Source organism: Lentzea sp. NPDC059081, from assembly GCF_042738015.1.
Lineage (GTDB): Bacteria > Actinomycetota > Actinomycetes > Mycobacteriales > Pseudonocardiaceae > Lentzea.
Genome location: NZ_JBHYGW010000006.1, coordinates 1 through 19,114, shown reverse-complemented (window position 1 = coordinate 19,114; position 19,114 = coordinate 1). Strand labels below are relative to the sequence as shown.

The 19,114-nt window shown below is 70.2% G+C and carries 15 protein-coding genes; 6 read left to right on the top strand and 9 right to left on the bottom strand.

What is annotated here, in order from left to right:
• Positions 1-4 precede the first annotated feature (4 nt).
• The 5 genes from ACFWV3_RS15445 to ACFWV3_RS15425 all read right to left on the bottom strand — a co-directional run bounded on the left by ACFWV3_RS15445 (position 5) and on the right by ACFWV3_RS15425 (position 5,432).
• Positions 5-430 (bottom strand): DUF1761 domain-containing protein, encoded by a 426-nt coding sequence (locus ACFWV3_RS15445; protein ID WP_382411838.1) that lies wholly within the window; start codon positions 428-430, stop codon positions 5-7.
• A gap of 486 nt (positions 431-916) precedes the next feature.
• Positions 917-3,733 carry an aconitate hydratase gene (locus ACFWV3_RS15440; RefSeq protein WP_382411837.1) on the bottom strand — a complete coding sequence of 939 codons (2,817 nt, stop codon included), beginning with the start codon at positions 3,731-3,733 and terminating at the stop codon, positions 917-919.
• A gap of 223 nt (positions 3,734-3,956) precedes the next feature.
• The gene (locus ACFWV3_RS15435) at positions 3,957-4,376 is read right to left on the bottom strand and encodes a hypothetical protein (protein WP_382411836.1); all 420 of its coding nucleotides are present in this window, start codon (positions 4,374-4,376) and stop codon (positions 3,957-3,959) included.
• A gap of 28 nt (positions 4,377-4,404) precedes the next feature.
• Complete coding sequence (locus ACFWV3_RS15430; RefSeq protein ID WP_382411834.1) at positions 4,405-4,776, bottom strand: roadblock/LC7 domain-containing protein; 372 nt, start codon at positions 4,774-4,776, stop codon at positions 4,405-4,407.
• A complete protein-coding gene (locus tag ACFWV3_RS15425; RefSeq protein WP_382411833.1) occupies positions 4,773-5,432 on the bottom strand; it encodes a hypothetical protein in 660 nt (219 codons plus the stop codon). Before ACFWV3_RS15425 ends, ACFWV3_RS15430 begins: the two co-directional genes overlap by 4 nt.
• A gap of 438 nt (positions 5,433-5,870) precedes the next feature.
• Here ACFWV3_RS15425 and ACFWV3_RS15420 point away from each other — a divergent pair, with 438 nt between their 5' ends.
• From ACFWV3_RS15420 to ACFWV3_RS15410, 3 genes are read left to right on the top strand one after another with little or no spacing between them, the layout of a single operon-like run.
• Positions 5,871-6,602 carry an ATP-binding cassette domain-containing protein gene (locus ACFWV3_RS15420; RefSeq protein ID WP_382411832.1) on the top strand — a complete coding sequence of 244 codons (732 nt, stop codon included), beginning with the start codon at positions 5,871-5,873 and terminating at the stop codon, positions 6,600-6,602.
• The gene (locus tag ACFWV3_RS15415) at positions 6,599-7,231 is read left to right on the top strand and encodes a hypothetical protein (RefSeq protein WP_382411831.1); all 633 of its coding nucleotides are present in this window, start codon (positions 6,599-6,601) and stop codon (positions 7,229-7,231) included. The genes ACFWV3_RS15420 and ACFWV3_RS15415 overlap by 4 nt, the downstream gene beginning before the upstream one ends.
• Positions 7,231-10,458, top strand: coding sequence for a BTAD domain-containing putative transcriptional regulator (locus tag ACFWV3_RS15410; protein ID WP_382411830.1), 3,228 nt, complete (start codon positions 7,231-7,233; stop codon positions 10,456-10,458). Before ACFWV3_RS15415 ends, ACFWV3_RS15410 begins: the two co-directional genes overlap by 1 nt.
• On the opposite strand, the gene ACFWV3_RS15405 is transcribed toward ACFWV3_RS15410, so the two are convergent.
• The 3 genes from ACFWV3_RS15405 to ACFWV3_RS15395 form a co-directional block, all read right to left on the bottom strand.
• Positions 10,378-11,679, bottom strand: a complete 1,302-nt coding sequence (locus tag ACFWV3_RS15405; RefSeq protein ID WP_382411829.1) for an FAD-dependent monooxygenase — start codon at positions 11,677-11,679, stop codon at positions 10,378-10,380. The genes ACFWV3_RS15410 and ACFWV3_RS15405 overlap by 81 nt on opposite strands.
• Before the next feature lie 83 nt (positions 11,680-11,762).
• Positions 11,763-13,253 carry a flagellar basal body protein FliL gene (locus tag ACFWV3_RS15400; RefSeq protein ID WP_382411827.1) on the bottom strand — a complete coding sequence of 497 codons (1,491 nt, stop codon included), beginning with the start codon at positions 13,251-13,253 and terminating at the stop codon, positions 11,763-11,765.
• Positions 13,250-13,702 (bottom strand): hypothetical protein, encoded by a 453-nt coding sequence (locus tag ACFWV3_RS15395; RefSeq protein ID WP_382411826.1) that lies wholly within the window; start codon positions 13,700-13,702, stop codon positions 13,250-13,252. Before ACFWV3_RS15395 ends, ACFWV3_RS15400 begins: the two co-directional genes overlap by 4 nt.
• A 17-nt stretch (positions 13,703-13,719) precedes the next feature.
• On the opposite strand from ACFWV3_RS15395, the gene ACFWV3_RS15390 reads away from it, so the two are divergent.
• From ACFWV3_RS15390 to ACFWV3_RS15380, 3 genes are all read left to right on the top strand, one after another.
• Positions 13,720-14,529, top strand: coding sequence for an NAD-dependent deacetylase (locus tag ACFWV3_RS15390; RefSeq protein WP_382411825.1), 810 nt, complete (start codon positions 13,720-13,722; stop codon positions 14,527-14,529).
• A 9-nt stretch (positions 14,530-14,538) separates the two neighbouring features.
• Positions 14,539-16,053 carry a class I adenylate-forming enzyme family protein gene (locus tag ACFWV3_RS15385; protein WP_382411824.1) on the top strand — a complete coding sequence of 505 codons (1,515 nt, stop codon included), beginning with the start codon at positions 14,539-14,541 and terminating at the stop codon, positions 16,051-16,053.
• Positions 16,054-16,236: 183 nt separating this feature from the next.
• Positions 16,237-17,553: an NlpC/P60 family protein gene (locus tag ACFWV3_RS15380; RefSeq protein ID WP_382411823.1), complete on the top strand. Its 1,317-nt coding sequence runs from the start codon at positions 16,237-16,239 to the stop codon at positions 17,551-17,553.
• Here ACFWV3_RS15380 and ACFWV3_RS15375 read toward each other — a convergent pair.
• Positions 17,525-18,994, bottom strand: a complete 1,470-nt coding sequence (locus ACFWV3_RS15375) for a hypothetical protein (protein WP_382411822.1) — start codon at positions 18,992-18,994, stop codon at positions 17,525-17,527. The two genes, ACFWV3_RS15380 and ACFWV3_RS15375, sit on opposite strands and share 29 nt — an antisense overlap.
• Positions 18,995-19,114: the final 120 nt, after the last annotated feature.

Here is a 19,114-nt window from a genome sequence, read left to right as displayed (position 1 = left end):
GTCCTCAGGTCCAATGGCCGAGGATCGCTCCCGCGAGCGTGAGGCCGACGACGTGGTAGCCCGCCCCGATGGCCGCGAAGGTCAGCGGGGCGGGCTTCGTCATGTCGTAGGACCCCGTCACGAACCGGACCGGTAACGCGACGCCGACACCGATGACGAGCCCGAGGAGCAGGCCTTCCATGACGGTGTCGGTGCCCGACGCCGCCCCGAGCATCGCGGTGACGAGCGTGAGCACGAAACACGTGGTCAGCGGGACGACGAGGATGGCGGGGCTCGCCTTCTCCGGCTTGTTGAGGTCCCAGCCGGACGCCCGCTGGTAGGCCCTGCCGAAGGCGTACTCCGCGTACCAGACCGAGCCCAGCGCGAAGTAGGCGATCGTGGCCACGAGGACGGCCAACCAGTTCAGGTCGCCGAGCACGCTCAAACTCATCTGCTTCTCCCGCGGTGATCAGGGTGACTTGGCATCGCGGGGGGACAGTTTGCTGTTACCGGTGGTTCGGGTTTCGACATCACGCCTGTGAATGGGCCGCCCGTCCCCCGAGAACGTCGGCGTCGCTCCCAGGCCTGCACCAGCTTGATCTTGGTACCGCTGGGGAAGCCGCCGAGCACTGCGGCGGTCGCCGTGTCCCGGACGTGGATCCGCGGGTTCGGGTCCACGGCGTCCGTCGCGGTCAGCTTGTAGACCCGTCCTCGTTGTTCGCGGGGTTGCCAGCGATGCCGGTCTCGCCCCTCAGCGTGACGGGAACGGTGCCACCGCACTGGATGTCGGCGGCGCCCAACGACTAGTCCGGTCAAGCAGAATGGCGACGACATTCACCCGTGAGCAGCAGTGAAAGGCGTTAGCCGGATTTATCCAACCGTGACGAAAGGCCCGCCCGGAACGTGTCCGGACGGGCCTTGTCGCACTGGCCGGCTATCAGCTGCGGACCATCTTGCGCAGCACGTACTGCATGATGCCGCCGTTGCGGTAGTAGTCGGCCTCACCGGGCGTGTCGATGCGGACGACCGCGTCGAACTCGACCTTCGCGCCGTCCGTCTTCGTGGCGGTCACGTGCACCGTCGACGGCGTGCTGCCGTCGTTCAGCTCCGTGAGGCCGGCGAAGTCGAACGTCTCGGTGCCGTCCAGACCCAGCGACGCGGCGTTCTCGCCGGCCGGGAACTGCAGCGGCACGACGCCCATGCCGATCAGGTTCGAGCGGTGGATGCGCTCGTAGGACTCGGCGATGACGGCGCGGACGCCGAGCAGCGACGTGCCCTTGGCCGCCCAGTCGCGCGACGAGCCGGAGCCGTACTCCTTGCCCGCCAGCACGACCAGCGGGACGCCGGCCTCCGCGTACGCGACCGACGCGTCGTAGATCGTCGTCTGCGGGGCGTCGTCGGCCAGGAAGTTGCGGGTGAAGCCGCCCTGGACGTCGTCGAGCAGCAGGTTGCGCAGGCGGATGTTCGCGAACGTGCCGCGGATCATCACCTCGTGGTTGCCGCGGCGGGAGCCGTAGGAGTTGAAGTCCTTGCGCTCCACGCCGTGCTCGGTCAGGTACTGGCCCGCGGGCGAGTCGGCCTTGATCGAACCGGCGGGGGAGATGTGGTCCGTGGTGACCGAGTCGCCCAGCAGCGCGAGGACGCGCGCGCCCGCGATGTCGGTGACCGGCTTCGGCTCCATCTCCATGCCCTCGAAGTACGGGGGCTTGCGCACGTAGGTGGACTCGCTGTCCCACTCGAACGTGTTGCCGGTCGGCGTGGGCAGCGACTGCCAGCGCTCGTCACCGGAGAACACGTTGGTGTAGCCCTTGGTGAAGCCCTCCGCGGAGATCGAGGTCGAGATGACCTCGGCGATCTCGGCCGGCGACGGCCAGATCTCCGAGAGGTACACCGGCTTGCCGTCGGTGTCGGTGCCGAGCGGCTCGGTGGTGATGTCCTTGTCCATCGAACCGGCCAGCGCGTACGCCACGACGAGCGGCGGCGACGCGAGGTAGTTCATCTTGATGTCCGGGTTGATCCGGCCCTCGAAGTTGCGGTTGCCGGACAGCACCGAGACGACCGCGAGGTCGCCTTCCTGCACGCCCGCCGAGATCTCCTCCTGCAGCGGGCCCGAGTTGCCGATGCAGGTGGTGCAGCCGTAGCCGACCAGGTGGAAGCCGAGCTTCTCCAGGTACGGCATGAGGCTGGCGCGCTCGTAGTAGTCCATGACGACCTTCGAGCCCGGCGCCAGGGTCGTCTTGACCCACGGCTTGCGCTCGAGACCGCGCTCGACGGCCTTCTTCGCGAGCAGCGCCGCGCCGAGCATCACGGACGGGTTCGAGGTGTTGGTGCACGACGTGATCGCGGCGATCGCGACGGCGCCGTGGTCCAGCTCGAACTCGTTGCCGTCGACGGTGACCTTGACCGGGTTCGACACGCGGCCGGTCGCGCCCTCGGCGGCCGACTGGAACACCTTCGGCGCGCCGGAGCCGTTCTCGCCCTCGTGGACGGCGACCGGGTCGCTGGCCGGGAACGTCTCGTCGACGGCCTCGTCCACGCCGGACAGCTCGGCGGAGTCGGTGTGCGCGACGTAGGCGCCCAGAGCCTGGCGGAACGCCTCCTTGGCGGAGGTCAGCTCGATGCGGTCCTGCGGGCGCTTCGGGCCGGCGATCGACGGGACGACCGTCGCGAGGTCCAGCTCCAGCGTCTCGGAGTAGACGGCCTCACGCGACGGGTCGTGCCACAGGCCCTGCTCCTTGGCGTAGGCCTCGACGAGCGCGATCTGCTCCTCGGACCGGCCGGTCAGGCGCAGGTAGTCGATGGTCTCGCCGTCGATCGGGAAGATGCCGACCGTGGAGCCGAACTCCGGCGACATGTTGCCGATGGTGGCGCGGTTCGCGAGCGGCACGGCGCCGACGCCCTCGCCGTAGAACTCGACGAACTTGCCGACGACGCCCTGCTTGCGCAGCATCTCGGTGATCGTGAGCACCAGGTCGGTCGCGGTGGCGCCGGGGGGCAGCTCACCGGAGAGCTTGAATCCCACGACGCGCGGGATCAGCATGGAGACCGGCTGGCCGAGCATCGCGGCCTCGGCCTCGATGCCGCCGACGCCCCAGCCCAGCACGCCGATGCCGTTGACCATCGTGGTGTGCGAGTCGGTGCCGACCAGGGTGTCCGGGTAGGCCTGGCCGTTGCGGACCATGACGACGCGGGCCAGGTGCTCGATGTTGACCTGGTGCACGATGCCGGTGCCGGGCGGGACGACCTTGAACTCGTCGAAGGCGGTCTGGCCCCAGCGCAGGAACTGGTAGCGCTCGCGGTTGCGCTCGTACTCGAGGTCGACGTTCAGCTCGAACGCGTCCGGGCGGCCGAAGATGTCGGCGATGACCGAGTGGTCGATCACGAGCTCGGCGGGCGCGAGCGGGTTCACCTTGTCGGCGTCGCCGCCGAGCTGGGTGACGGCTTCGCGCATGGTGGCGAGGTCGACGACGCACGGAACACCGGTGAAGTCCTGCATCACGACGCGGGCAGGCGTGAACTGGATCTCGGTGTTGGGCTCCGCGGTGGGGTCCCAGGCGGCGAGCGCGCGCACGTGGTCGGCGGTGATGTTCGCGCCGTCCTCGGTCCGCAGCAGGTTCTCCAGCAGGATCTTCAGGCTGAACGGAAGGCGCTCGGCGCCCTCCACGGCGCTCAGCCGGAACACCTCGTACGAGGCGTCGCCGACGTCGAGCGTGCCGCGGGCGCCGAAGCTGTCCTTGCTAGCAGGTGCAGTCACGTGCAACTCCATTGGTGACAGCGCAGTGGTCGGTTCGGGGTATGGGGAGAGTCTTCCTCAACCGGTCGACCACTGCCCCTCGACCCCAAACAGTACGCTTGTCCTGTAATCGCGTTCAACCCAGGTTGCCCTAAGTCACGTGATCACCCCCGTGGAGTCCCGAGGGGGTAGCCCGGCAGGGGCCGGAGGAAGGTGCCGGGCTACCCGCGGGAGGGCGGCGTGGCTACGCGCCGCCGTGGTCCCTGACGACCCGGCGGGCCGAGGCGAAGAGCATGCCGATGTTGACCGACTTCGGGCACACGACGACGGCGACCACGTCCTCGTTGGCGGTGCTGCGGATGAACAGGTGCGTGAGGTTGGTGCTGTTGACCAGCACCTCCTGGAAGTAGTGCTCGGTGCTCGCGATGCCGCGCCGCTCCTTGAAGATGTCCTCGATCATCGTGACCGTGCGGCCCTGGAACAGGTCGAGCGTCGCGCCGGCGAGCAGGTCGAGCACCTCCGACGGGTGGCTGTCGGTCGTCTCGAACGACAGCAGCATGCCGGTGGCCATGTCGACGACGCCCGTGGCGAGGCAGCCGGGAACCTCCTGCCGCAGGTGCCGGACCAGCGCGGCCATCTGGTCGGACATGGGTATGTCGCTCATCTTGTGCATCGTCATTTCACACTTCTTCTCATGCGGCGGTCAGAATGGAGTTGATGCGTTCGATAGCGGGTTGCGTCTCCTGGTGCAGACGCGTCACGTTGAGCCCTTCGTCGCCCAGCACGACCATCAACGCGAGTGCGCCGACCGCGTACACGGCCATGCAGCCGCCGCTGTTGTAGACGATGGATTGGCGGAATGCGCCCTGACCGGCGACCTCGCTGGTTCTTCGCGCAATTCCGAGATCGGCGGCGGCCAACGCGGAGATGACCTCCGTGTCGATCCTCTCGGACGTGTCGGCGAGAATCAGCATTCCGTCGTTCGCGGCGATCAGCGTGTCCGTGATGCCGGTGACTCGTTCGCGCAAACCGTGCAGCTCGGCGGCCAGCACGTCGTGGTTCACGGGTTCTCCCTCTCTGATGGCTCGAGCAGCAGTGGGCGCCTCAGCGACCGGGGCAGCGGCACGTCGGTGCCGGGGTCGCGCGGGGGTGTCCTCCTGGGGCGCAGCGGCACGACGGGGCGTGACGCCGGGGTGACGACCGTGGTGCCGGGCACGACGGCGAGCAGCCCGTCGGCCACCATCCGGCTCGCCTCGACCGTCACCGGGTAGACGCTGCGGCCCGACGCGAACGCGATGTCCCGCGCGGTGCGCCTGCCCGTGGCCTGCGAGAGGATCTCCAGGCGCAGCGGGCTGAGCACCCGCAACGCGGCGCCGCGGGCGGGGGCCAGGCGGTCGCGGTGGGGGCACAGCGGGTGCTCCAGCGCGAGTAGCGCGGTGATTCTGCGTGAGGTCTCGCGCAGAAGGTGGACCGGGTCGATCGGGGCGCTCATCGGGACGGCGACGTCGTGGGCGTGCGGGGAGAACGCGCAGTCGTCGACGTCGCCGGCCACGATCGTGAACGCCGCGTCCTGTGTGGCCATCATCGCGACGACGTTCAGCTCGGTCTCGCCGACGGTGCCGCGGGTGCCGGTGGAGAGCGCGGCGGTCCATTCGGACTCGCTGATTCGTCCCGTGCGCAACAACAACGCGTCGGGTCCCGGCGAACCCGCGCTTTCCACGCAGATGATGCCGCCGTCGCGGAAATGGATTTCCCCGCCGGGATTCCCGGGGATGTGGAAAGTGCCGGTTGCGTTCGTCGCCTCGCGTCCGGTCAACGCTCCCGCGAGCACGTCGAAGGAGAATTGCGTACCGCTTTTCAGGGGTGTCACCCGCATTCGTCCGACTGGGCTGGAGGGACCTCATCCTGGTTGCCCAGGTCACGTTTTGTCCCCACCTTTCACTCGATCGTGTGAAAGGTTTCCGGGGTGTATCAATCACTTATGGATGCGGTGTGACGGAGAGTTTTCCGGAAGAACGTGAGAACGATTCCGAATGCGCTGGTATCAGGGGCTTCGCGCATTCCGGGACGACGGCGGGCGAACCTGGTCACGACGGTGAGAACGATCTTCGGGGCGTCCGGTGCGCCGAACGGCGCCAAAGCGCGCTGTAGAGGTGCCGTGGATGGCTATCTTGGCGTTGTGCTCCTCGACCAGGTTTCGAAGCGCTACGGACGTGGACCGTGGGTGCTGCGCGACCTCACCCTCGACGTCTCCGGGCTGACCGTGCTGACCGGCGCGAACGGCACCGGCAAGTCCACGCTGCTCAAGATCGCCGCCGGCGTGCTGAGGCCGACGTCCGGCCGCGTACGGCGGCCCTCCTCGGTCGGCTACGTGCCGGAGCGGTTCCCGTCGGACGTGAAGATGTCCGCTTCGGCGTATCTGGCGCACATGGGGCGGATCCGCCGGGCCGCCGGGGCGGACGTGCTGGAACGACTGGGGTTCGTCGGCTCGATGACGGCGCCGATGTCGGAGCTGTCGAAGGGCAACGCGCAGAAGGTCGCGCTGGCGCAGGCGTTCCTCGCGTCGGACCTGCTGGTGCTCGACGAACCGTGGACCGGCCTCGACACGGCCGCGGCGGCCGAGCTGGTGTCGTTGCTGGAGGGACGGACCGCGCTGGTGTCCGACCACGAGGGCCACCTCGCCTCGGCGACGCGCGTGGACCTCGCCGGCGGCCACGTGACGATCGAGCTGAGCCGGGTCGTCGGGCTGGACGCGCTGGAGGCGTTGGAAGGCGTGCGGTCGGTGTTGTCGCGCGGTACCTCGGCACGGGTGGTGGTGGCGCCGGACCGGAGCGACCACGTGCTGGCCGAGGCGTTGCGGCTCGGGTGCTCGGTGCGGAGCGTGCGGTGATCGTCCTGATGCGGTACCTCGCGGCGGACGTGTTCCGCGGGCAGCGGTACTTGGCGCCGTTGCTGGTGTTCCTCGGTGTGCTGGGGATGTTGTTCTCCTCCGACGCCGGGCAGCCGTTGGAGGCGTACTCGGGCTCGGCGGCGTTGCTGTACCCGGTCTCGGCCTGGATGGCCGTCGTGGTGGCGACTTCCGAGGACGCCGTGCGCCGCGAGATCACGGTGGTGTCGGCGGGCGGCTGGTCCCGCGTGCTGACGGCGGCGGCGCTGGTGACGGTGTCGATCACGGTGGTCATGGCGCTCGTGGCGGCGGTGTGGCCGGTCGTGACGAACCCGCACCCGTACACCCTGGGCGAGTTTTTTGTCGGACTCGGCGCGCATACTGTCTGTGCGCTGCTTGGTTCTGGTGTGGGACTGCTGTTCGCGAGGCCGGTGCTCGACTCGATCGGGCGTACGGTGCTCGCGGTGTTCTCCGTCGTGGTGCTGACGTACCCGTTGGGGCGGGCGACTCCGCTCGGCTGGGTGCTGGACGCGCTGGGGCACAACTCGATGTCGTCGTCCGTGCTGTGGGCCGGAGTGGTCGGGGTCGCACTGGTGTCGGCCGCCGTCGCCGTGGGCGTGCGGCGGGTCTGATGCGCGTCAACGTCCTCGGTCCGTTGCAGGTCGTCGTCGACGGCGCTCCCGTCGAGGTGCGCGGGAAACGCTTGCGGTGGTTGCTGATCCGGCTCGCGATGGAGCCGGGCCGGGTGGTCGCCGCCGAGCGGCTGATCGCGGACCTGTGGCCGGACGAGCCTCCGGTGGACGGCGTCGCGGCGTTGCAGTCACTGGTGTCGCGGTTGCGGCGCACGGTGGGTGCCGCGTCGGTGTCGTCGCACGCCGCGGGCTACCGGCTGGACGCGTCGACCGACGTCGAGGAGTTCGAACGCACCCGTGACGCGGCGTTGTGGCGCGGTGCGGCGTTCGAGGAGGCACCGTTCGCGGTCGACGAGGCTGTGCGGCTCGCGTTGCTGCGCGACGATTTGGCGGGCCTGGAGGCCCTGGCCGCCGCGCACCCGGTGCGGGAGGACGTGCAGGCCCGGCTGATGCTGGCGCTGCACGCCGCCGGACGCCGGTCGGACGCGCTGGCGTTGTTCGAGCGTGTGCGGGCGGACCTGGCCGACTCGCTGGGCGTGGACCCCGGCGAGGCGCTGGCGGCTGCCCACCTCACGGTGCTGCGCGAGCGCACGTCGCGGGGCAACCTGCCGGCCCCCGTCGGCTCGTTCGTGGGCCGCGAGCCGGACCTGGCCGTGCTGGCGACCTCGTTGCGCGACAACCGGTTGGTGACGCTGACCGGCTTCGGCGGCGTGGGCAAGACCAGGCTGGCCCTGACGCACGCGGCGTCGGTGCCGCAGGCCTGGTTCGTGGAACTGGACTCGTCGGCCGAACCACTGGCCGCGCTGGACGCCGCCCTGGGCCCGAACCCGTTGGCGACACCGGTGTTCTCGCGCCTCGGCTCGTCCCTGGTGGTGCTCGACAACTGCGAGCACGTCGTGGACGCGGCCGCGTCCCTGTGCGTCCGGCTCCTGGCCGAGGCGCCGGACGCGCGCGTGCTCGCGACGTCACGGGAACCGCTGGGCATCCCGGGCGAGGTGGTGCTCCCCGTGGCGCCGCTGGACCTGGACCACGCGGTGCGGTTGTTCGCCGCACGCGTCGGCTCGGCCTTCGACTCCGACGTCGTGCGGCGGGTTTGTGCTGCCCTGGACGGGATCCCGCTCGCCGTGGAACTGGCGGCGGCCCGTGCCCGGTCGTTGTCCGCCGCGCAGCTGGAGTCGCGTGTGGACAGCCGGTTGCGGTTGCTGGACAGGGGATCGCGCACCGGCCCTGCCCGGCACCGCACGTTGCGCGCGGTCATCGACTGGAGCTGGGAGCTGCTGGACGACGTCGAACGGCTGCTGCTCGCGCGGATGGCGGTGTTCGTGGGCGGGGCGACGGCCGCGGCGGTGCACGAGGTGTGCGGGGACGGTCTGGGCGACATCGGGGAACTCGGTGAAGCTCGGGACGGTGGCGGTGTGCACGGTGGCGGTGTGCACGGCGGGGGTGTGCATGGCGGCGACGTGATGCGGGGTGGCGGGCCGACGCGAAACGCGGGCGAGGCGTTGCTTGGCGGGGCAGCGGTGTCCGGAGACGCAGCGGTGCCTGGCCCCGCTGCGGTTTTCGGCGGTCTTGCGGTCCCCAGGGGCGAAACTCTGGCTGGTGGCGCGGTGGCCGGTGGCTCCACGGCCCATCGCACCGCGTACCGGCCCGACTCGGGCGCGCCGCCGTCCGCTGCCGCACCGCCGTCCGACTCGGCCGCACCGCCACCCGACGCCGCCGCACCGCCGTCCGACTCGGCCGCACCGCCGTCCGACTCGGCCGCACCGCCACCCGACGCCGCCGCACCGCCACCCAACGCCGCCGCGGCAGGCTCGCGCAGGGGTACCCCCGAACCGGGAACCCCTACATCTCAACGTACTCAGCACCCCCGACAAGATCAGAGCCTCTGGGACACCGAGGACCTGCTGGCGTCCCTCGTCGAGAAGTCCCTCGTCGTCCGCACCGGCGAGCGCTACCGCCTGCTGGAGACCGTCCGCGAGTACGCCCTGGAACAAGGTCACGCGGATCCCGCGAAGCACGCCGCCTACTACGTGGCGGTGGCCGAGCGGTACGAGCCGCTGCTGCGCGGGCCGGGGCAGTTGGAGGCGCTCAGGGTCTTCGACGTGGAGCGCGCGAACCTCGACGCCGCGCAGGCGTGGGCGGTCGAGCACGAGCACGGGGTCGCGCGGCGGATGATGGCCGCGCGCACCTGGCACTGGCTGGTCATGACCAAGCGGTTCGAGGAGATCCGGCGGTGGGCGGCGGTCACGCCCGACGACCCTGTGTCGGGAGTGGTGGCCTCGCTCGGCACGCCGGCCGCCCTGGCCGCCGCCGAGCGGTTGTGGCAGGAGGACCTGCCGACGGCGTTGTGCGCGTTGATGCTGACCAGCGGGCAGGTCTGGGGCGACCCCGAGCTCGGGCGGCGGCTCGAGGCGCTCGCCGTGCGGCTGGACGCGTCGCCCGACGAGTGGATGCGGGCGTTCGCGGCGCTCGTGCGCGGGCTGGTGGCGGGGGAGTTCAGCGAGGGCGCGGCACCGGCGGCGGAGGCAGGGTACCGGGAGGCGGTGGAGCGGTTCCGGGCCGTCGGGGACCGGTGGGCCGTGGTGTTCGGGCTGTCGTGCCTGGTCATGGTGCTGATCAACCGGGGCGAGTTCACCGAGGCGTTCACGGCCGTGTCCGAGGCCCGCCGGGTGACGGCGGAGCTCGGCGAGCCGGAGAGCGTGCTGGTGCCGATGTCGGTGCTCATGCAGGCGGCACGGATCAAGATCCGGATCGGTGACTTCGCCGGGGCCCGCGAGGACCTGGAGCTGGTGCCCGCGTCGCGGCACGAGCTGGACCGGGCCCGGCTCGCGCAGGCCCGTGGCGAGGTGGCGTACTTCAGCGGGGACTTCGAGCAGGCCGTGGCGTTGTACCGGCAGGCGCTCGGCGCCACCGAGGGCTCGCCCGCGCACCAGTTCCGGGCCACCGTCCACGCGAGTCTCGGTCTCGCGCTGACCCGGCTCGGGAACCTCGGTGAGGCGGGCCTGCACCACGGGAAGGCGATGGAGACCGTGCGCGCCAGTGCCGACGGTCCCGCCAGGGCGCTGGTGCTGGAGTGGTACGCGGACTGGGTGTTCGCGCAGGGCGACCCCCGCGGCGCGGGGGACGTCCTGGACGAGGCGGAACGGCTACGCGGCGGTCCCAGCAGCGACCCTGCGGTGGTGCAGCTGCGTGACCGGGTGCGCGCCGAAGTAGGCGTCGATCGCTGACCGGCCGATCGCGGCGACGTAGCCGTCCGGGCGCACCAGCACCGGGCCGTCGGCCAGCTCCAGCGTCACGAAGTCCGGGCCGCGCAGCAGGTCGAAGATCCGGCCGTGCCCGGTGACGCCGTCGGGCATGCGGTCGCCCGGCTGCAGGCCCGGCCCGTCCTCGGTCCGGTACGACAGCGAGAGCTGCAGCGTCTGGTCGTCGCGCTTCTCGAACGGGTGGCCGGACGTCATGATCGCGCTCGTCATGCCCAGCAGCCACTCGGCGACGGGCTTGCGCTCGGACTCGTAGGTGTCGAGCAGCGTCTCCATGCCGAGCTTCCAGCCGAGGTTGTAGGCGTCCTGGATGCCCGTGTTCATGCCCTGCGCACCGGCGGGGGAGTGCACGTGCGCGGCGTCGCCCGCGAGGAACACCAGGCCCACGCGGAACCGGTCCACCATGCGGACGTTCATGCGGTACAACGACATCCACGTCGCGTCGTGCACGAACACGTCGTCCAGGCCGGTGCGGTCGCGGACGATCTGCCGGTAGAGCTCCAGTGAGGGGTCGCCGTCGCCGGCCGCCTGGAACTGGAAGAGGTCGGTGCCGGGCAGCGGGCACAGCGCGAGCCACGACTCCCTGCTGGCGCCCCACTGGTGCCAGTGGTCGCGGTCGAGGCCGGAGATCCGCAGGTCACCGACGAGCATCCGCTGGTCCTCGTGGGTCTCGCCGACGAACGACACGCCGAGCTCCTTGCGCACGGACGACTTGCCGCCGTCGCACCCGACGAGGTACTTCGCCCGCACGGTCTGCCCGCCGACCACCGCCGTGACCCCGGAGTCGTCCTGCGTGAACGACGTCAGCGGCATCCCGTACTCGACGGGCTGGGGGAGTGCCTCGCGCAGGATCTGCTCGACCCGGAACTGCGGGATGAGCATTGTGCGCGCGTAGGGGCGTTCGACCGTGGGGTGGCGACCTTCGTGGACGTCCCACTCGCGCACGACCTCGCGGCCGTTGTAGGCGCGCATGGTCATGTCGAACCGGCCCGCCGCCAGCACGTCCTCGATGACGCCCAGGTCGTGGAAGACCTCCATGCTGCGCGGCTGCAGGCCCTTGCCGCGCGACCCGGCGAACGGCGCGGGCGAGGCGTCGACGATCCGGAACGGCACACCGCGCCGGGAGAGGTCGAGCGCCAGGGTGAGGCCGGTCGGCCCGGCGCCGATGATCAGTACCTGAATGTCCATGGGCGAAGACTCGGCCCACGAACTGCCACGGCCCTGTCATCGCGCTGTTGCGGATGACAGGGCCGTGGACGACCTGCGGGAACCTACTTCTTGAGCAGCTCGATCAGCGCGTCGACGTCCTTGGGCTCGAAGCCGCGGAACAGCGTCAGCGCCAGCTCGTAGTACGAGCGGATCGGGCTCACGTACCACTTGCCGTCGACCTTGGTGGAGACGACGCCGACACCGGTCTTCATGACGGACCCGGCCACGCGGCCGATGATCTCGGCAGCCTCGGCGGGCATGTTCTTGCCGCCCTGCTGCTGCACGAGCTGCGTGATCTCGTCCGCGCACAGCTTCTGGTTGCCCTGGCCGGGCACGTCGGCCGAGTAGCAGTCGCCGTCGCGGCTGATCGTGACGGTCTCGCCCTCGGCGGTGATCGACAGCTTCTTGACCGTGACCTGCTTGCCGCCGGCGACGTCCTTGACGTCGGTCTCCAGCGCCTTGAGCTCGGCGCCGGTCTTGTCCAGCTGGCCTGCCTGCTCGATCAGCAGCGGGCCGAGGTCCTGCAGCACGCCCGCCTCGTCCGGCGGGAGCAGCGCGATGACCTTCTTCAGGTCACCGTCGAGCGCGGCGTTGACCATGCTCTTCGCGGCCTCCTCCGGCGAGCTCGCGCCCTCCGGTGCGAAGCCGGACTGCGGCCACTTGAGCTTCTCCTCCTCCAGGACCGCGTTGGCGATCGTGTAGAAGGCGCTCGGGTACCACTTGTCGTCGACCTTGATCGACGCGATGCCGATCGGCGTGCCGCGCTTCTTCACCTCGGCGGTGATGTCGACGGTCTCGGACTTCGATCCCGTGAGGTTGATGTCGTCGCCCAGCGCGTCGACGAGCTTGTCGGTCAGCGGGATCTTCGACGCGTCCGAGGTGATCGTGATCTTGCCCTCGACCAGCTTGTTGATGGTGAGGTGGTCGTTGATCTTCTCGGCCTTGGCCTCGTCGAACTTGATGTTCTCGCTCTTGAACTCGACGCCCGTGAGCTTGTTCGGGTCCGCCTCGGGCTTGAGGATCTCGAGGCGCTTCATCTCCTTGGTCATCGACTCCATGTAGTCCTTCGACAGCGCCGCCTCCGCGGGCGCCAGCGAGGCCATGATGCCGACGACGTCACCGCTGCCGAGCTGCTCGATCAGGTTCTTCGCCGCGACCTCCGGCGTGTCCTGGCCGGCGTTCGCCGCGGGGTCGGACTTCAGCACGGCGAAGTACGTGACACCGCCGCCGATCAGCAGCAGCACCGCGATCACGGCCGTGACGACCAGGCCGGTGCGCTTCTTCTTCGGCGGCTCGCCGCCCATCGGCGCGTAGCCGTACGGCTGCTGCTCGAAGCCCTGCTGGGGGAACCCCTGCTGCGGGAAGCCCTGCGGGCCGGTCTGCGGGAAGCCCTGCTGGGGCTGCTGCGGGAACCCCTGGGGCCCGGTCTGCGGGTAACCGCCCTGCTGCGGGTAGCCACCTGGCTGCTGCTGGTAGCCGCCCTGCTGGGGCTGCTGCCCGTACGGGTTGTTCTGCGGCTGCCACTGGCCGCCGCCGCCACCTGGGTAGCTCACGGGTTCCCTCCTGGAGTTCTCACTGCGCTGCGCCTGGACGAGGTGAGCACCGTGATCGCCCCCGCGATCGTCAGTACGGCACCGGCAAGAGTCGTGATCGGTCCAGCCGTGCTGATTCCGACCAATGCACCCTTGCTATCCCCTTGGACTGTGGCTAGTAGGGCCACGGTTCCGCAGATCGTGCCAAAAAGAAGGCCGATGCACGCGGCAATTCGACTAAATCGGAACACGAAGAGCGCGGCGGCGATCATGGCGAGGGGCGTCAGACCCACCCAGACCCCCGTCACGACGGTGCCCGCCACCCCGTCCAGCCCGGCGAAACCACGGAGCGAGAGCACCTCGTAACTGTCCCTCGTGGTCGATCCGGATTTCAGCCACGGCAGGAAAGTCCCCGCGATCGACGTGACCAAGCCCACTGCCGCGATGGCGGCTCCCACAGCGCTGCGCACCCGACTAGTGTGAACCGATGGTCTCCCAGGCGTGCGCGGCGGCACGGGCGCTGGTCGCTTCGGCGCACCGGATCACGGTGCTGACCGGCGCGGGAGTCTCCACCGACTCGGGCATCCCGGACTTCCGCGGGCCCGACGGGCTGTGGACCCGCGACGCCGACACCGGCCTGGACGCCTCTGTGGACGACTACCTCGCCGACCCCGAGGTCCGCAGGCGCACGTGGCGGTCGCGGCTCGACAGTCCCGTGTGGACCGCCAGGCCGAACGCCGCGCACAAGGCGCTGGTGGAGCTCGAACGGTCAGGGCGGCTGCGCACGCTCGTCACCCAGAACATCGACGGCCTGCACCAGAAGGCGGGCTCCGACCCCCACCGCGTGCTGGAGCTGCACGGCACCCTGCACGCGACCGTGTGCCTCGGATGCGGCGCCACGGGTCCGATGCGCGACGCGTTGAAGCGCGTCGCGGAGGGCGACCCCGAACCGGACTGCCCGCGCTGCGGCGGAGTCCTCAAGTCCGCCACCATCTCGTTCGGGCAGGAGCTCGACGGCGAGGTGCTGCGCCGCGCCCGGCTCGCCGCGCTCGACTGCGACGTGCTGCTGGTGGCGGGGACGTCGCTGTCGGTGCAGCCCGCCGCCGGTCTCGTGCCGCTCGCCGCGAAGGCGGGCGCCCGGGTCATCATCTGCAATGCCGAGCCGACGCCGTACGACTCCATCGCGGCCGTCGCGCTGCACGAACCCGTCGGCGAGGTGCTGCCCGACCTCAGCTCCGTTCCTCCATCCGGGGGAGGCCGATTCTCGTCCTGGGGAGATCCGAGCACCTGGTCGTAGTGTCGTGACATGCGCGTACCGCTGATCACGACGGACTTCCTGGACCGGGCGTCGTTCGCGTTCCCGGCGACGACGGCGACCATCGACGAGCCCGACCAGCCCGCCAAGCCGGTCGAGACGACGACGTACGCGCAGATGGCCACCCGTGTGCGCGCATGGCAGGCCGGGCTCGACGCCCTGGGCATCGGCGAGGGCGAGCGCGTCGCCGTCGTCAGCCACAACTCGGCGCGGATGCTGGAGCTGCTGCACGCCGTGCCCGGCAGCGGCCGGATCTGCGTGCCGGTGAACTTCCGCCTGCGCCCCGACGAGGTCAAGTACATCGTCGAGCACAGCGGGGCGTCGGCGTTGTTCGTCGACCCCGAGCTGTCCTTGCAGGACGTCACGGCGAAGCACCGGTTCACGCTGGGCGAGGAGTCGGAGTCGCTGCTTCGGTTCGATGTGGACCCACGGCCGTGGAGCGAGCCGTCGGAGGACGCGACCGCGACCATCAACTACACCTCGGGCACCACGGCGCGGCCCAAGGGCGTGCAGCTGACCCACCGCAACATCTGGCTGAACGCGGTCACGTTCGCCATGCACACGCGTGCGTGGGAGGGCGACGTGTACATGCACGTGCTGCCGATGTTCCACTGCAACGGCTGGGGCATGCCGTTCGGTCTGACGGGCCTCGGCGTGCCGCAGGTGGTGCTGCGCAAGGTCGACGGCGCCGAGATCCTGCGCCGTGTGCGCGACCACGGCGTCACGCTCATGTGCGGTGCACCGGCCGTGTGGAACGCCGTGCTGGACGCCGCCCAGACGTGGGACGGCGAGATCCCCGGCCGTGACACCGTGCGCATCGTGTGCGCCGGGGCACCGCCGCCCTCACGCACGATCCAGCGCGTGACCGAGGAGCTCGGCTGGGAGTTCCTGCAGATCTACGGCCTGACCGAGACCGCGCCGCTGCTCACCTTCAACCGCGCCCAGCCGGGCCCGTCCGGTGAGGAGAAGGCCCGCCTGCAGTCACGGGCGGGCGCGCCGGCGTTGGGCGCCCGGCTGAGGATCTCCGAGACCGGCGAGGTGCTCGCGCGGTCGAACGTGGTCATGGAGGGCTACTGGGAGAACCCGGAGGCCACCTCCGACGCCATCGAGGACGGGTACTTCCGCACCGGCGACGGCGGCCACATCGACGACCAGGGCTGCCTGACGATCTCCGACCGCAAGAAGGACGTGATCATCACCGGCGGCGAGAACGTCTCGTCCATCGAGGTCGAGGACTGCCTCTTCTCGCACCCGGCCGTCGCCGAGGTCGCGGTCATCGGCGTGCCCGACGAGAAGTGGGGCGAGACGATCAAGGCGCTGGTCGTGACCTCCGCCGACGTCACCGAGGCCGAGCTGATCAGGCACTGCAAGGAGCGGCTCGCCGGGTACAAGGCGCCGACGTCGGTCGAGTTCCGCGACGCGATCCCGCGCACGGCGACCGGCAAGATCCAGAAGTTCAAGCTCCGCGAGCCGTACTGGACGGGCCGCGAGCGCGGCGTCAACTAACCCTGGGCGCCTCCGCCCCAGCAGACGATCCGGCGTTCGTCCATCTCGGCGACACGCCGGACTCCGATCGTCCGAAAAGGACCACCGACCGTGTTCCACTGTGACACGAGTGGTTGACGGTGCGTGAGTTCCGGATGCGCCGGGTGAGTCTGATTGGTCTAATTCGGTCGGAGGTGATGCTCGGTGTTGACACGACTCCCCGCTGTGGTGGCGTTGGCGACCGTTGTCCTCGCGGGGACAGCCAACGCCGTTCCGCCGCCTCCGCCGAACCCGAGCGACTCGGAGATCTCGGCGTCGCGGGCGGAGGCCGATGCGAAGGCCGCCCGCGTCGGCGAGCTGACGGGCAAGCTCACGCAGGCGGAGTCGCGACTGCAGGAGCTGCTCGACGACGTCTCGTACAAGCGCGAGCTCGCCAACAAGGCCAGGGTCGACCTGGAGACGGCGATCTCCGAGGCCGAGGCCGCGCGCCGGGAGGCCTCCTCCGCGCGCGTCCAGGCCGACGCGGCGACCGCGGCCGTGGAGCAGAGCCGCCGCGAGCTGGACGAGTTCGCCGCCGCCTCCTACGCCCAGGGCAGCACCGTCGGCTCGTTCTCCGCCTACATCGGCGCCAAGTCGCCGGAGGACCTGCTGGCGCGCGCCCAGATGCTCGAGGCCGTGTCGGCGTCCAGCCTGAACCGCCTCGACCAGGTCACCCGCGACCAGGGCACCGCCGCGAACCTCGACTCCGCCGCCCGCGCCGCGCTGAAGAAGGCCGAGGACAAGCAGGCCGCCGCCGACGAGGCGAAGAAGGTGGCCGAGCAGGCCCAGCAGGTCGCCGTGGAGGCGCACTCGGCCCAGGCCGCCGCCACCTCGGAGCTGCAGGCGAACAAGGACGAAGTCGAACGCGAGCTCGCCACCGCGCGCGGGCAGGTGAACGGCCTCGAAGCCCAACGCCAGCAGTACGACCAGTGGCTCACGGCGAAGCAGGCCGAAGAAGAGGAGAACGCCCGTCGCGCCGCCGCGGCCGCAGCAGCACAGGCTGCCGCCCAAGCCCCGCCGCAACGTCGCCCCGCAGCCGCCGCGCCCGCACCCGCACCGTCCGGCAGTCGCGTGCAGACCGTCATCAACCGCGCGTTGGCCCAACGCGGTGTCATCTACGCGTGGGGTGGCGGCAACTACTACGGCCCGACGTACGGCGTGCGCGACGGCGGCGTCGCTGACGCGTACGGCGACTACGCCAAGATCGGTTTCGACTGCTCCGGCTTGATGATGTACGCGTTCGCCGGCGCCGGCGTGTACCTGCCGCACTACAGCGGCTACCAGTACACCTCCGGCCGGCTGGTGCCGCTGTCGCAGATGGCGCCGGGCGACATGATCTTCTGGGGTCCTGGCGGCGGCACGCACGTCGCGTTGTACCTGGGCGGCGGGATGATGGTGGAGGCGCCGCATTCCGGTGCGGTGGTGCGGATCTCACCGGTGCGGTACGGCGGCATCATGCCGTACGTGACCCGGATGCTCTGACCACGCCGACGGCGATCGCGGCCAGCGCGGCGTCCTGTCCGGACAGCCGGGCGGCGAGCTTCTCCAGCAGTTCGGGATCGAGCTGGACCAGTTCTGCGGCAAGGCTTGCCCAGGCGGCGACGGCGAGCGAGGCCGGCCCGACCGTGCTCAGTTCGCGCTGGGCCCGGTGCAGGACCGCCGTGGCCTCGGCCGGGTTCCAGATCGCCAGACCGGCGGCGATCTTTATCAGGATCGTGGCGACGTCGACGCGGACCTCGACGTCGTCGGGACCGGGCTGGACGCGGTCGAGCGTCGCCAACGCCTTCGCCGAGTCCTTGGCCTGTGCCTCGGCGATGTGCAGGAAATGATGTTGTGCGTACCTGTGGTCGTGGTCCATCGCGAGTGCCCGCACCACGAGTTGTTCCGCGAGAGGCGGATCTGTCGCTCGCAGGCACCCGGCGAACCAGTACAGCTCGTCTGCCGAGAGGTCGTCGGTGATCTCGTCGGTGATGAGGCGCGTGATCTCGTTGCCGAGCGCCGTGTCCACGTCGACCGCGGCGGCCGCGACCTCGCCGAGCAGCTGGTTCTTCGCGACGCCGCCGGCGGTGGTCGCCTCGTACCTCGCCTCTCCCAGCCAGAACTTCGCCTGCTCACCGTTCGTCGTAGCGATCTTCTTGGCCATCTCGCACAGGGCAGTCACACGGTCGTGAGTCCTGCTGATCCTCGACGCGATGGCATCAGCGCGATAGAGGTCCGTGGAGACGATGGAGATGGCGAGTTCCATCCGCCGCTCATCCAGGTCCAACTGGCGATCACGGACAGCTCGGAAGTAGCGGTCGAACAGCTCCAGCGTGTAGCCGCGGCCGGTGGCGGCGGCTTCGTCGAACACGGTGGGGGACAGGTCGTCCGACGTCCAGTGCGTGGCGGAGATCTTGTCGAGGATTCGGGAGGCGTGGTTCGGGTCGAAGGTCGCCACGTGGATCGCGACGTGGCGCAGTGCGCGATCCCGTCCGGCCCGCTCGGTGACGCTCACCGCGGCGCGTTCGGCGAGGTTGGCCAGTCTGGCGGAGTCGCGCGGGTCGTCGGCGCGGCGGACCGCCGCCAGCCAGGCGAGGCACTCCGCGTCGCAGTCGGGGTGTTCTTCGGCTTCGCGCACGAGCAGAGCGACGCGCTCGGGCGGGACGGCACACCGCACGAAGACCCTCACGGCGGACAGCCAGGCTTCACCAGCGGCGTCGTCCAGGATCGGCTCGACCAGCCTGCTCGCGTACTCGGGATCGTTCTCGCGAACCTCCACGGCGATGCCGAGCAGGGCGCCCGACCGCTTTTGCGGGTCGGCGATCGACTTCGCGATCCGGACCGCCAGGTCGAGCCGGGCATCCCGTGGCGCCACCGCGGGGTGGTGACCTGCCGGGCTCGTGGCAGTTCCCGGGATCGTGATGCGCACCTGATCTTCCGGCATGGTGCCGAGCATGACATCGGCTAGATGTACTGCCCCGCGAGGTTGCGAACGGTCCGACACGTGATCGGATGATCTTGGAATGAGGGAGGGCCTCCGGGTTCGGTGTGGATTGCGACATCT

What these genes read in the sequence shown, in the direction of transcription:
- ACFWV3_RS15445 (WP_382411838.1), bottom strand. Translation starts at nt 430, where the DNA reads ATGAGTTTGAGCGTGCTCGGCGACCTGAACTGGTTGGCCGTCCTCGTG.
- ACFWV3_RS15435 (WP_382411836.1), bottom strand. Translation starts at nt 4,376, where the DNA reads ATGAGCGACATACCCATGTCCGACCAGATGGCCGCGCTGGTCCGGCAC.
- ACFWV3_RS15410 (WP_382411830.1), top strand. Translation starts at nt 7,231, where the DNA reads ATGCGCGTCAACGTCCTCGGTCCGTTGCAGGTCGTCGTCGACGGCGCT.
- ACFWV3_RS15405 (WP_382411829.1), bottom strand. Translation starts at nt 11,679, where the DNA reads ATGGACATTCAGGTACTGATCATCGGCGCCGGGCCGACCGGCCTCACC.
- ACFWV3_RS15390 (WP_382411825.1), top strand. Translation starts at nt 13,720, where the DNA reads ATGGTCTCCCAGGCGTGCGCGGCGGCACGGGCGCTGGTCGCTTCGGCG.
- ACFWV3_RS15385 (WP_382411824.1), top strand. Translation starts at nt 14,539, where the DNA reads ATGCGCGTACCGCTGATCACGACGGACTTCCTGGACCGGGCGTCGTTC.
- ACFWV3_RS15375 (WP_382411822.1), bottom strand. Translation starts at nt 18,994, where the DNA reads ATGCCGGAAGATCAGGTGCGCATCACGATCCCGGGAACTGCCACGAGC.